This is a genomic window from Desulfosporosinus burensis, from assembly GCF_054657535.1.
The window spans coordinates 111,831-124,948 of the sequence record NZ_BAAHYN010000014.1 but is presented as its reverse complement, the minus strand read 5'-3'; the positions used below and the strand labels follow the sequence as shown (position 1 = coordinate 124,948).

Annotated in this window: 8 protein-coding genes; 1 reads left to right on the top strand and 7 read right to left on the bottom strand. The window is 45.6% G+C overall.

Annotated features, from left to right (window positions below):
- Nucleotides 1-160 precede the first annotated feature (160 nt).
- Together ACYQ3Q_RS22540 and ACYQ3Q_RS22535 are read right to left on the bottom strand one after the other, a co-directional pair.
- On the bottom strand, nucleotides 161-2,416 hold the full coding sequence (locus tag ACYQ3Q_RS22540) for a cell wall-binding repeat-containing protein (protein ID WP_459930717.1): 2,256 nt from the start codon (nucleotides 2,414-2,416) through the stop codon (nucleotides 161-163).
- 197 nt (nucleotides 2,417-2,613) lie between these two features.
- Complete coding sequence (locus ACYQ3Q_RS22535; protein WP_459930716.1) at nucleotides 2,614-5,574, bottom strand: cell wall-binding repeat-containing protein; 2,961 nt, start codon at nucleotides 5,572-5,574, stop codon at nucleotides 2,614-2,616.
- A 715-nt stretch (nucleotides 5,575-6,289) separates the two neighbouring features.
- Here ACYQ3Q_RS22535 and ACYQ3Q_RS22530 point away from each other — a divergent pair.
- Nucleotides 6,290-6,595 (top strand): hypothetical protein, encoded by a 306-nt coding sequence (locus tag ACYQ3Q_RS22530; RefSeq protein ID WP_459930715.1) that lies wholly within the window; start codon nucleotides 6,290-6,292, stop codon nucleotides 6,593-6,595.
- A 287-nt stretch (nucleotides 6,596-6,882) separates the two neighbouring features.
- Here the strand turns inward: ACYQ3Q_RS22530 and ACYQ3Q_RS22525 are convergent, their stop codons facing one another.
- From ACYQ3Q_RS22525 to ACYQ3Q_RS22505, 5 genes are all read right to left on the bottom strand, one after another.
- Nucleotides 6,883-8,175 carry an Rne/Rng family ribonuclease gene (locus ACYQ3Q_RS22525; protein ID WP_459930714.1) on the bottom strand — a complete coding sequence of 431 codons (1,293 nt, stop codon included), beginning with the start codon at nucleotides 8,173-8,175 and terminating at the stop codon, nucleotides 6,883-6,885.
- Between the two features lie 539 nt (nucleotides 8,176-8,714).
- Nucleotides 8,715-9,041, bottom strand: coding sequence for a nucleotidyltransferase domain-containing protein (locus ACYQ3Q_RS22520; RefSeq protein WP_459930713.1), 327 nt, complete (start codon nucleotides 9,039-9,041; stop codon nucleotides 8,715-8,717).
- Nucleotides 9,042-9,554: 513 nt separating this feature from the next.
- Nucleotides 9,555-10,250 carry a TIGR03936 family radical SAM-associated protein gene (locus ACYQ3Q_RS22515; protein ID WP_459930712.1) on the bottom strand — a complete coding sequence of 232 codons (696 nt, stop codon included), beginning with the start codon at nucleotides 10,248-10,250 and terminating at the stop codon, nucleotides 9,555-9,557.
- A 6-nt stretch (nucleotides 10,251-10,256) separates the two neighbouring features.
- Nucleotides 10,257-12,113 (bottom strand): TIGR03960 family B12-binding radical SAM protein, encoded by a 1,857-nt coding sequence (locus tag ACYQ3Q_RS22510; RefSeq protein ID WP_459930711.1) that lies wholly within the window; start codon nucleotides 12,111-12,113, stop codon nucleotides 10,257-10,259.
- 103 nt (nucleotides 12,114-12,216) lie between these two features.
- On the bottom strand, nucleotides 12,217-13,092 hold the full coding sequence (locus ACYQ3Q_RS22505) for a M50 family metallopeptidase (RefSeq protein ID WP_459930710.1): 876 nt from the start codon (nucleotides 13,090-13,092) through the stop codon (nucleotides 12,217-12,219).
- Between the last annotated feature and the right edge of the window lie 26 nt (nucleotides 13,093-13,118).

Here is a 13,118-nt window from a genome sequence, read left to right as displayed (position 1 = left end):
ACCTCCCAAATCAGTCCAGTAAAACTTGTTCGACATTATACTATTCGCCCTAATTTTCATATTTCCTTCAATTGAACTATGCTAAATGTTTTTTTCTACGCAGAAATGGCCGTATCGAAAATACGGCCATATTATTGTTAGTTCACTAAGAAGATTCTAATTATTTAAATTTCAACGTAACCTTTAATGTGCCAACCGAAACTCCATCTTTCAGCAAACTACCCTGTAAGGTTTTTGTTGTATAGAAAAGTCTAAATGTGCTAAGGCTTACCCCGCCTTCCATTGATTCACCTAGAATTAGATCCCCTACCGTGACAACTCGTTCTTGCCCAGCTATTAAAGCTATATTTTGAGTTTTATTATCCACCTTAAATTGAAAAGTACAACTCTGATCAGCCGTCAAGGCAAAGCCAAGAACTTCTATATCATCATCTAGTCCGGAGAGATTAATGGTTGCTCCGTTATTATACGTTCCTAATAAATCTGCAGGGTCAGTGATAACTTTTAGATTGGAAAGGGTGACCGAGGTCGGAAGCGACGAAGGAGGATTACCCGCTCCACCTATTGGTGACTGAACGGGGGGTGTCACTATCGGCTCCTCAGTAGAAATAGTACTACTTTTAGGAACCGCAGATGCTCCATCTCCGCTGATATCCACAGTATTTCCTCTGTTATCAAAATGGGTCACTTTTGCACCCTTATTAACATTCAAGATTGCTTTGGTATTCGTTATAAGATCTGTTATGACTGCAGATGCACCCAGTTGAACCTGACCTTCTTTATTCACTTCGACAGTCGTGAAAATTCCTTCTAGAGTAACAGTTTGCTCTTTACTCTTGGGCGAAATCTGAAGGGCAAGGGATGCTCCTGAAGCAGCACGAACGGTTGATTGTCCTTCGACGATGACAGGCTCGCTAAATGTCCCACTCAGCTCAACCACTGGACTCTCACCAGTCTTATTTGTAATCACCATTTGACCCATGGCTCCATTACTGTGGATGATTGCATAAGAACGTACAACTGTGTTACCGATAGTTGTCGTCCCTGTTAACTCAACTCGAACATTACTGCTACTGCTGTCTACCGTAAGATCATTTGCAGTAGTATTTTTAAGATGAATACTGTTCTTTGCCCCGGAAAGGATAACAATATTAGTAGCACTTACGCCATCTAAGGTTGCTGATCCGTTGTCGCCGGGATCCAGAAATACTGTCCCCTTGACAGTAAGATTACTCAGCGTGACGTTGTCACCTTTGACATAAACACTGTAGTTGGCTAGGGCGTTTTTTAGGGTTATGTTATTGCCGAGTATTTGGACATTTTCCGTTAGTTCAACCGGCTTAGTGATGTCGGTTGAACCAATTGTGTCGTTGTCGCTCGCATAAGTAACACCAGAGGTCAAAGCGTCAATACCCGCGGAAGGGACAACTGCTTCACCGCCTATGGCAACCATTTTAGCAGTAGAAATAGTTAACTTTACAAAGTCCTTTGTAGTCTTCTCCACTTGTTGATTAACGAGAACAACCGGGGCCCAGTTAGCTGCGGCAAGAGGCACGCCAGCCAAGGCGTCAACCAAGGTTTCCCCGTTGGCTACATACACTTTGTCATTCTTATACTCTCTCGCAAAATTCTTTAGAATTTCGACGTTCGTGTCATATTTCGTTTGGCCTGAATATCGGCTGACCTTACCAGGCAATTGGCTTTTGACTGCCTCAGCAACGACTGCTGAACCACCTACGACATAGGAATCTGTGACCTTGGCCTTAATGCTTTCAAGGTACGTCTTAACTGAATTAGGTAGCTGATCTTGGGTCGTGGTCAAGATGGGTATTTCTTGTGCTGCGGCAATCGGTGCAACGGACAGGGCATCGGCAGGGCTTAACCAGCCTGCCGCTAGGATAACCCTAGAAATATTGACACCCTGATTTACTAGTTCTTTAGCAATGTTTACGGACGTTTCATATTGATCATACCCACCGAGTTGAACCGGGGTAATACCCATCGCCCTGATTTCGTCAATCGCCGAGGACTTAATTACGGCCGTTCCGCTGGTTATATAGACCTTTTTGGGTTTGAGGCGCAGTAACTCCGCCTTAGCAAACGAGCTCAGACTTTGTCCGCCATCAGTTAAAAGAATCGGGGCCTTCAATTTTGCGGCTAACGGGCCAGCAGCCAAAGCATCGACAAGAGAGTAGTTCATTCCAGCCGAGAGAACGACATTATCGGATGTGCCTGACCAACCTGTTTGAGCCAACAGGGCTGCTGTTTCGTATTGGTCAGTTCCACCAATCCGAGTTACAGAACTCGAGATATTTGTCGTTGCTGCGTTCGCTACAACAGGAGTCAGGGTTGAAGACAATGCAACGATAACAGCGAGACAACCACGTAACAACGTTTGCTTCATAGTTTTGCTCATATCTTAGCCTCCAATTTTTAGCTTTGATTGACTAATTCGACACATTAATGGGTATTCCTCCATGAATAGGATTATCTTATGATTTCCAACGTTCAGTTCACCTTTTTGCAAAACATAAGATCCTGTGTATTCTTTTAAAAATACACAGGATCTGCCAACGAGGTTTCAGGAACGGTGAAAATTACCTTTGCGTTTAATTAAGAACCTTTAACGACCGTATAAGTTTTAGTACCGTTCCCATTAGTCAAGGACAAATTGACTGTATTATCAATTGTAATAATCAACTGTAGTAGGGCTCCATAATCAATGGCATTGCCTGTATCGACCGTTAAAGCAGCTTGATAAATATTGGCGAGGGCAATGTATACAGTTAGTTTACTATCCAATGTTTCAATCGCATTGTACAGTGCTGTAAAGTTAATCGCTGTGAAAATATCCTCTTTATTACTAGAATTAGCTAAAGCATCAAAAAGGGCCTGAAAATTAATGTCACGAAAGAATTCATCCATTTGCCCGCTGTCAGTTAATGTCGCGACTGCAGCTGCAGATGTGGCACTATCTTCCATTAACAAATCATGGATAATTCCATCTTTATCAGGGCTATCGGGTAATGCATTAGAAATGATATTACAAATTGTCGTTTGTGTTGGTACATCAGCAGCAGCGTAAACACCCGGTAGGTTCAGCGCCTCGTAAAATGCGTTTGCCGAATCTGTATTTTTTGCCGCACTAAATATATCAGCTATGCTATCATACACTTTAGTCTTATTTGCAGAAGTCATGCCTTGTGCAGCAGTCAATACGGCATGAAAATCGATAGCACTGAAAATACTGGAACTTTGAACCCCAGTAGCCTTGAGAACATTGAGAGTATTCAGGACATTTAAGTTTACTGCGTTACTGGCTGAAAAAATATCATTACCGGAAGCTGAATTCGTTAAATTCCAGGAACCCAAATCATAAATCGTTCCCAACCTGTTAACCTTTAAATTCATAGTAGCGTTTTGATCAACCTTTATGTTCGGTTGTTTGAAAGCAGCAGCACTAGGAGTTATCGTAATCTGAGTTCCACTGATACTGGCAATGTCATTCCCTGTTGTTGCACTTTTGATGGAAAGTATAGTAGCTGTCGATGTAGTACTTCCGCCACTACCTCCTGTGCCACCAGTACCTCCTGTACCAGTAGTCGGAGTTGTCTCTCCGTTAACGACACCGCCACCATAAACTGTAGGAGTCGTTGGGCCTGTTGAGACGAGATTTGTAATACTTGACCCGGGTGGGACAACAACTACAGCATCGCTTGTAGTAGTCAAGTTCTCCACTTTAGTACCTGCCGCTAAGGTGACATTTCCTTGAGTTTGTGTTACGTTCGTAATCGTACCAGCTAAGGTCACAACCTGGCCAGGAGCTGTCGTGGCAACTGTGACGGATGGAAGAACCGTACCCGTTGCCGCTGTCAAAGTACCACTTTGAGCTACTACTGCTGTATAGGTTCCGGCTCCACTTAAGGTTAAATTACTAGTATTAGAAGTAATACTGGAAATAACTGTACCAGCGGTTGTATTAATGGAAATCCCACCCTGACCTTGAACAGTAATAGGTTCGTTAAATTCCCCGCTCAAATTCACGACGGCGGTCTCACCAGATTGACTCGTAATCGTCATAGCCCCGAGATTATTTTCGCTGTCGCTGGTAATCGAGATCGTACCTACTTTTACCTGATTACCCAGTTCATCTGTTTCATAGATTTCATGAGTTTGGACAGTTACACCGTTAGTAGTTACTGAGGAAAGCACAATATTGGTATTGCCATCTGAACTAATCGTCATTTCACCTGTCACGGTTGATCTTGTCACAATAACACTGTGAGGTGCTCCGGAAAGGATGACAATATTAGCAGCGGTTACACCGTCTATTGTTGCTGATCCGGTGTTGCCGGGATCCACAAAGACCGTTCCTTTAACTGTAAGGTTACTCAGAGTTACGTTATTGCCCTTGACATAAACACTATAATTTACGACAGCATTCTCCAAGGTTACATCATTGCCTGTAATTTTGACGTTATTCGTTAGTTCTAGCGGCTTTGTAACGTCTGTCGAACCTAGTGTGGCGCTGTCAGTTGCATAGGATACCGCTGAGGTCAAAGCATCCAGTCCTGCAGTAGGAACCACGACTTCGCCACCTAAAGCGACCATGTCATCAATTGACATATTCAACTTCACAAATTCCTTGGTGGAATTATCTAATTGTTGGTTAACAAGAACCACAGGAGAGCGATTTGCTGCGGCGAGGGGCACCCCAGCCAAGGCATCGACTAAGGTTTCTCCATTCGCAACATACACTTTGTCATTCCGATATTCTTTGGCGAAACCCTTCAAGATTTGGATGTTCGTGTCATACTTCGTAAGACCTGAGTATCTTTTCACGTTTCCTGTTAATTGAGCTTTGACGGTATCTGACACCACAGCCGTTCCACCGACCACATAGGAATCCGTGACCTTAGCCTTGATACTGTCAAGATAGGTTTTAACTGAGGCAGGAAGCTGAGCCTGGGTCGTTGTCAAGATCGGAATTCCCTTTGCTGCAGCAATAGGAGCAATGGATAGGGCATCGGCTGGGCTTAGCCAACCAGCCGCAAGCATGACCCGAGTAATATCGACACCCTGCTTAGCCATCTCTTTGGCAATGTTTACGGACGTTTCATATTGATCATACCCGCCGAGCTGAACTGGGGCAATACCCATTGCGCTGATCTCATTAAGGACGGATTGTTTAATGACAGCTGTTCCACTCGTAATATAAACTTTTTTAGGCTTAAGACGAAGCAATTCTGCTTTAGCCGAAGAATTTAAGGTTTGCCCGTTATCCGTTAAAAGAATAGGAGCATTCAATTTAGCAGCTAATGGACCCGCTGCAAGCGCATCAACAAGGGAGTAGGTCATTCCAGCAGAAAGAACGACACTATCACACGTTCCTGTCCAGCCTTTTTGAGCCATTAACGCTGCTGTTGCGTACTGGTCATACCCACCAATTCTAGTCACCGCACTTGGAGCAGCCGTCGGAGCGGCGTTAGCAACGACAGGTGTTAGAGTTGCCGACAAAGCGACTGCCGCTGCCAGGCAACTATTCAAGAGCTTTTGTTTGGCTTTTCGTTTCATAATCTGACCTCCACTTTCTCTTTCTATGTACTTAATTTAGGGTTAGAACCGTTGTATCTTAATAATCATGGCCATTTGAGCTTAAATCTTGGTCCACCCTGGATAAGGGATATTCTGATTTTAATTCGCCATTCCGATAGAGATTCCTGCAATGAATACCTCTTATTCTTGTTTAATTAAGCTTAAATATGACTATTTTTTTCTTATTGCATTCTCTAGCCCATGTTTGTTAAAAGAACGACTCCGATAACAACCACTGCTAAGACAATCGCGGCTAGAATAATATAATGATTCTGCCTCTTGTGATTAAGCTTGTGCCACGGTAAGGCCATAATTAGCAGCCCCTTTCTGTAAAACGACCTATAGAGATACATTATTACTGAATGCGACAATTGGCAATACTTTATTTTAAGCTGAGAGCAATTCCTCCTGTCTCTAGAACTAACGAAACGCGAAAAGGAGGCAGCGCTTTTTGTTTAATGAATTTGTGGTCATACTAAGTGAACTCGGCCGAAATCGACGCTGGACGAATCAAGAGCTTTGATTCTATGGAAGATTTCCTTGAAGATTTCTTACGCCCACCCTATTGATATTGCACAGGGAACCCCTTCATCTTAAGAAATTGACCGTTCACTAGAGTAAAATATTATTTCTAGACACTTCAGTTCACATCTTACAAATTATGTTATAATCATACTGTAAGGGAGGTGTTCAAATGGATCAAAAAGTTATGGAGCTTCTCGCAAACATATATCAAACGCAAACGGAAATGCGAAGTGAGTTAAATGAGCTTAGAAGCGAAGTCAATGTGATTAGAACAGGTCAAGAAACAATAGCTCAAAACGTTGCTAAAATAATCACAGTTGTCGAACATGATATACCTCAAAAAATTGAAGCAATCTTTGATTTCCGTGAGATACAGATAGAGCATAACCAAAAGACTGGACAAGCACTGGAACGCATTGAAGCCAAGGTCGAAGTTCTACAATTGGAGACATCCCATTTGAGACGAATTAAATGAACCCCTTTCGCGGATCAGCGATCATGACCATTGCTTACGCCCACCCTATTGATATTGTTAATTAACTTCCACAGCGACAAACAAGAGCCCCCAATCCTTAATAAAGGTTTGGGGGTTCTTGGGGTTTCGGGTCGCTTCTCGCCATCCTTTGCTACTGGCGACACTAGGTCGTCCATGACCCTTGTGGGATAAGTAGCACTAAGCCCTAGATAACAATCTTCTAAGATTCAGATTAAATGTTTTTCAAAATGTCATGGTGTCATTTCGTTACGATAGTTCTGTATTCCTTAAACCCTCCCGTTTCCTTCACAAGTCGGACAAGGGGATGTATAGCGTACTGCTAAGGTCTGACCCACTTTCTTCCGGGTCATTTCCACCAGCCCAAGTTGAGTCAATCCTAAAACCTGGGACTTTGTTTTATCCCGAGCACACGCAGTCTCTAAGACATCGATGACTTGTTTCTGAGCTTCTTCCGTCATCATATCGATGAAGTCAATAATGATGATTCCACCCAGGTTTCTCAGACGCAACTGCCGTGCAATCTCCCGAGCTGCCTCTAGGTTCGTATGGACCACCGTTTCCTCTAAGGAGCGTTGCCCAACATACTTTCCCGTGTTCACATCGATCACGATTAAGGCCTCTGTCTGTTGTATCACCAGATAACCGCCGCTTTTCAACCATACCTTGCTCCGTAAGGTTTTACGAATTTCATCATCCACACCGTACTTAGCAAAAAGATCTTCTCCTGTGACAACGTGGATTTTCTTAGCAGCCGGATGCTCAATCTCCAGCAAGGCTTGGCGTATGACTTGACCGACTTCTTCCTGATCGACGGTGATTTTCTCGACGTCCTGATCAATCCAGTCGCGGACCAGCCGAGAAATGAGATCGACATCTTTATGGACAAGGCCAGGCACGGAAACATGAGGAATCTTCGGTTGCAAAGCCAGCCAAAAAGCCACGAGCTGAGTAATATCTTCCGCTATCTCATCCCCATCAATCCCTTCAGCTAGGGTGCGAACGATGACCCCCATACCCTCCGGTTTGGAGGTAGCTGCTAAATCCCTTAGCCGTGCCCGTTCATTATTATCTTGAATCTTCCGAGACACCCCAATATAACTCACCTGAGGAAGCAGCACAACATACCGCCCAGGAAGAGTTATGTTAACACTAATTCGCGCCCCCTTGGTACTCACTGGCTCTTTGGTAACTTGAACTAATAGCTCCTGGCGAGGTTTAAGGATATTCTCAATCCGATCATGTACAACTGGAGAAACCTTGCCATCCTCATCAAAGTGTGCCGGGATAGCATCCCCCACATACAGAAAGGCATTCTTGTCCACTCCAATATCAACAAAGGCTGCCTGCATGCCAGGAAGGACATTCTCAACCCGTCCTTTATAAATGTTCCCCACCATGTGGGATGAGGCGCCCACTTCCTCGAACAGTTCCACCAATTCCCCCTGCTCAAAGACAGCCGCTCGTATTTTTTGGGATTGGGATTCAGATTGGGTATTGTTCTTTGTTTGGGTCTGGAGAACGATTTCTTTTAGGCGAGGTTTGGTGGTTTGGTTTTTCATTAGAGTGTCACCTCCTAGGGTAGAACTTGGGAGAACTTGGGAGAACTCGAGAGAACTTGCGTTACAACGCTCACCTCATGATGTCGTGGGCCAAACTAGGCTCAAGGGGTTTATGACGGAGGCGGGATACCCGGCCAAAGCGACATCCTTGTCGCATGGCCGGCGGAAAACGTCCTGTTTTCCGTCCCGCTGATGCATGTCACCCCTTAAGCCAAGTTTGGCTAGCCACTCATCAAAGAGGATTCGCTTTTGTAACGCAAGTTCTGCTCTGTGAGCAACGGAGAGTACGACGAGCGCAGGGTGAACAAGTATGTCGTGGCCCTCTCTCCTCGAACGTCACAATCGCGCCTCGGACTCACTGCTCACCCAATCGTCTCTATTCAAGCCAAGAACTGTCCACATACTTAAACTATTCATGAATATCTCTAAGAACATTGGTAATTTCTTGGATAATACCCTTAGCCTGCTCTCTGGCCATCAAGCAATCTTCTTTATTGAAAGTCTTAAAATCATCGTAGTCGGCGTGAGATCGAAGTTACTCATATTGGAACACCTTCATACTCGAGATTATGGAAAAATGCTGTCTCCCTAAAAAGAGGATTAGTATAATGGGAATCGGTTATTATGATTGGGGTAATAACCACATCATATTCAAGATTTATATCCACTACAATGTCCATAATGGCATCACTAATATCTCTATCGTCCTTTTCCACCAGTACTAGAATATCGATATCCGACTCTGGGGTGTCGGTTCCCCTTGCAACTGAGCCAAAGAGTCGTACATCTTTTATGTTAGACGAAAGCCTTTCTTTAATATTCTTGCAAAAAAGCTCAATGGCCTCTCGCTGAATCGGGTTGCCCATTGATATTCCTCCCATTCCAATCAACCAATCACTCATGTATTATTTACCATATTATACCACGATAATTCTTCTTTAAATAGGAGTTGTAGGTTCTAATCCGGTCACAGTTTATCACTGATGCGAAGGAGCGTATGAAGAAATCATGTCCAAGTGTCCATTCCTTGCCCGACTGTGCAGCTCACCAGCGTCCGTTCCCAGCCCTGCCGCGTAGCTCAGCTCAGCTCTTTGAAGCCACTCCCAACATTCCCCTCCGTCGACCCCAGAGCAAGGGTCCCGATCACACGGCGAGAAACCTTTGCGAGAGTCGTAGCCAAACTCGGCTTTAAATTCACTTACTTAAAGCGGGGCGGAAAATAGGACGTTTTCCGCCGGCCATGCGACACGGACGTCGCTTTGGACGGGTACCCCGCCCGCTTTCATCAAGAATTTAAAGCCCTAGTTTGGCACGACGAACGCAGGGTTGAACAAGTGTGCTCGGGACCCTCGCTCCCACTCAGACCCCAACGATCAGGCTCAACGCTCATCTAGCGGCGAACTCTTCTCCCCCTCATAGCTCACATGGACCCCCGTCCGCACAACGTGCTGGGCATCCAAATCCAGCGGCAAATTCTCAAGTTCCCGCAAGCTAGCCAAGACTTCCTCCGGGCGAACACTTCCGGCATTCCCCATCTCAACTTCTAGGTCAAAGAAGATTTCATCCCCCTGAATTTCGGCGGTCAATTGCTTGATCCAAGGTCGAATATCCTTATCTGTCGGCCCTTTCTTCGTATAGCGCGAAAAGGTCACATGTTCTCGAGCGAGCCAAGCACTTACCGCTTCCTGCAAACGTTCCGGCAGAATCGGTAAAGCCATTGGCACACGGATCCGATAACTGGCGGCATTGAGCACTGCCATCAAAGATTTGGCTCCGGAATCCAGAGCACGCCCTTGGAGCAGGCGGATTCCTGGTGGTAATTGCTCCTGAACGCGGGCAAGCACCTCTCCCAAATCCATGTCCTGCTGGAGATCAATATCCACGTACTCCCGCTCCCCTTCTGTTCCGACTGCTAAGGCGAAACCAAAGGAGATTTTGGGACGGGGGTTAAACCCTTCCGAGTAGGACATCTTGATCTCGGCCCGCCGGATCGCACGTTCAAACACCCTGGTCAGGTCAAGGTGCGCAATATATCTGGCATCTTCAATTTTGGTATAGGCGATTCTTAGCCGCATGGCAACTCACCCTTTCAACTCAATCTGAACCCCTCGGCTTGGGCAAACCCCGCATCCCGTACAATCATCATAGCGACAATCGATCGTCTTTGCTTCCTGCAGGGCCCGATGATGCTCGTCAACTAAAAACTCTTTACTCACTCCACTCCCTATGTGGTCCCAAGGTAAGATATCATCATAGTCCATCGCCCGATTCGCATAAAAAGACGGGTCAATTCCTAACTCTTGGAGTCCCTGCATCCAGACGCTGTACTTGAATTGCTCTCCCCAGCCATCAAAACGACAACCGTGTTGGACAGCCCATTCTAGGAGTGGCGCCAGCCGTCGATCCCCTTTGGCAAAGACCGCTTCGAGGTAACTGGTTTTCACATCATGATAATTATAATTTAAACGACGATCTCGCATTTTCTCCCGTAGATATCTCTGCTTCAGGTCTACTGAAGAGCCTGCCTCCTGAGGTTCCCACTGAAAAGGGGTGTGGCTTTTGGGAACGAAGATACTGGTCGAGATGGTCACTTTGATATTTCGGCGTCCTAGCTTGGTTCCTAGATTAGCAACCTTTTTAGCCAGATCGATAATCCCGTCAATGTCTTCTTGGGTCTCTGTCGGTAAGCCCACCATAAAGTATAGCTTAATCGTGGACCAGCCCTTTTTAAAGGCAGTCTCAGCGGCATCTAGGAGGTTTTGCTCTTCGACCCCTTTATTAATCACGTTCCGTAAGCGCTGTGAACCCGCTTCTGGAGCAAAGGTTAACCCCGATTTGCGAGCTTTTTGAACCGTCTCAGCAAGATCGACATCGAAGGAGTCTACTCGCAGCGATGGGAGTGATACTCCGACCCCTTCTGCTCCATGCTTTTCGAGTATGTCATAAATGACCGGCTGAATACAGGAGTAATCTCCAGTGGACAGTGACGTGAGGGCGATTTCATCATATCCTGTCGAACGTACCAATTCCTCTGTTTGTTTGAGGAGGGTCTCCTTAGAGCGCTCTCGGACGGGTCGATAAATCATACCTGCTTGACAAAAACGGCAGCCCCGTGAGCATCCGCGCATGACTTCCAGCATCATTCGATCATGGACAATTTCCATATACGGAACCACTGGGTTGGTGGGGAAAAATGCTTGGTCTAGATCTTTGACGATAGCCTTTTCGACGACCGCAGGAACACCCGCTTCAGCCTCAATCTTTTCTATGCGACCGTCTGACTTATATGTAACCTGGTAGAAGTCCGGCACGTAAACCCCTTGAACCTGGGCAACTCTCCTTAAAAAGTCCTGACGAGGGAGGGGATCTTTCTTCTGCTCGGCCACGAGGCGCAGCACTTCTGGCAACTGTTCTTCACTTTCCCCAATCAGGAAAAAGTCAATAAATCCTACCAGTGGTTCAGGGTTATAAGCACAAGGACCTCCGGCAATGATCCAAGGATCTTCGGGTCCGCGCTCTTCTGTGCGCATCGGGATCCCCGCTAAGTCCAGCATATTCAGGATATTGGTAAAACTCATTTCATATTGCAGGGTAAACCCGACGACATCAAAGGCTTTGAGGGGTTGAAAGGATTCTAAGGCATACAGTGGAATATCCTTCTCACGCAGCTCTTTCTCCATATCGATCCAAGGCGCAAAAACTCTTTCACAGAGAAATTCCGGATACGAATTCACTAGGTGGTAGAGGATTCGAGTTCCCAAATGGGACATTCCGACTTCATAGACATCGGGGAAAGCAAAGACCATTTGTACCTCGGTTTTATCCCAATCCTTCTTGATTGCATTCCATTCGGATCCGATATAGCGGCTTGGTTTCAAGACTTTTGGTAAAAAGCGTTCGACCTGCCGGCGTATCTCCGCCGCAGTAATATTACTCATGCTGTCAATGAGGCCTCCTTGTAACTATATAGTGAACTTATATTATATCACAGTTAACTCGAATCCCCTATATTTTTACAGAGATTATCCTCAGATATCTCGTCTATAGTTTACCCACTGGAAAGTGAATTCCCTCCCGCAACATCCCTTCTACAATCTCTGTCTCCGTAAGCATTTTATCCATCCCCATTTTCCCATTCGTTAGGCTGACCATGGCGTAACGATCCGGAGTAAATTCCTCCACGATTCGCACCAGAGGAGTATTGCTCTGTACTGTGACACAAATATTACGCATCAAACCTTTTTTCATGAGTTCTTCTTTCTTACGGGTTAATTGTCTGAGAAAGGTAATATGGGCTGTCGAGATTTCTTTACTACCTGCCAGCCAAAAGAAACCCCCTAGAATTAGAAAAAAAAGTGGTCCTTCTGTAAACTTTCCCTGAACTCCTAAGATTATGCCATAAAGGGCAAAGATGACCCCTAGCCATTTTCCAGCCCAAGCCAAAAACTTCGTGGTCCGGACGAATCCAAATCCCCCTACAAAAAGAGCCCGCACTACCCGCCCACCATCCAGGGGTAAGACCGGGATTAGATTAAAGGCACCAAGCCAGAAATTATAGCGTACAAAATCATCGGAAATTTCCCCCGTCCACAACCCATTCCAACGCAAGGCCTGGGCACCAAATAAAAGGACGATGTTAAAGGCCGGACCAGCTAGCGCCATGATGCTCTCCTCTAATTTCCTCCCCTCAAAGAGATCATCACAGTAGGCAGATCCGCCGAAAGGAAATAGCTCGAGCCCTACAACTTTAAAGCCGTACGCTTTGGCCGTTAGAAGATGCGCTAATTCATGCCCCAAAACGAGAGCAAAGACGAGAAGAGCCTGGGCAGCTAGACCCAGGACTCCGTAGAGTAGCAAAACCAAAAGAAATGTGGGATGGATTCGGATGCTCACCCCGGATAGTTTCACAAGCTCCATATTCACCCTCCGCTTTAGATTTTTAG

Bases quoted from the DNA above. Each gene is read 5' to 3' on its own strand.
- ACYQ3Q_RS22540 (WP_459930717.1), bottom strand. From the start codon at position 2,416: ATGAGCAAAACTATGAAGCAAACGTTGTTACGTGGTTGTCTCGCTGTT.
- ACYQ3Q_RS22515 (WP_459930712.1), bottom strand. From the start codon at position 10,250: ATGCGGCTAAGAATCGCCTATACCAAAATTGAAGATGCCAGATATATT.
- ACYQ3Q_RS22505 (WP_459930710.1), bottom strand. From the start codon at position 13,092: ATGGAGCTTGTGAAACTATCCGGGGTGAGCATCCGAATCCATCCCACA.
- ACYQ3Q_RS22510 (WP_459930711.1), bottom strand. From the start codon at position 12,113: ATGAGTAATATTACTGCGGCGGAGATACGCCGGCAGGTCGAACGCTTT.
- ACYQ3Q_RS22535 (WP_459930716.1), bottom strand. From the start codon at position 5,574: ATGAAACGAAAAGCCAAACAAAAGCTCTTGAATAGTTGCCTGGCAGCG.
- ACYQ3Q_RS22525 (WP_459930714.1), bottom strand. From the start codon at position 8,175: ATGAAAAACCAAACCACCAAACCTCGCCTAAAAGAAATCGTTCTCCAG.
- ACYQ3Q_RS22530 (WP_459930715.1), top strand. From the start codon at position 6,290: ATGGATCAAAAAGTTATGGAGCTTCTCGCAAACATATATCAAACGCAA.
- ACYQ3Q_RS22520 (WP_459930713.1), bottom strand. From the start codon at position 9,041: ATGGGCAACCCGATTCAGCGAGAGGCCATTGAGCTTTTTTGCAAGAAT.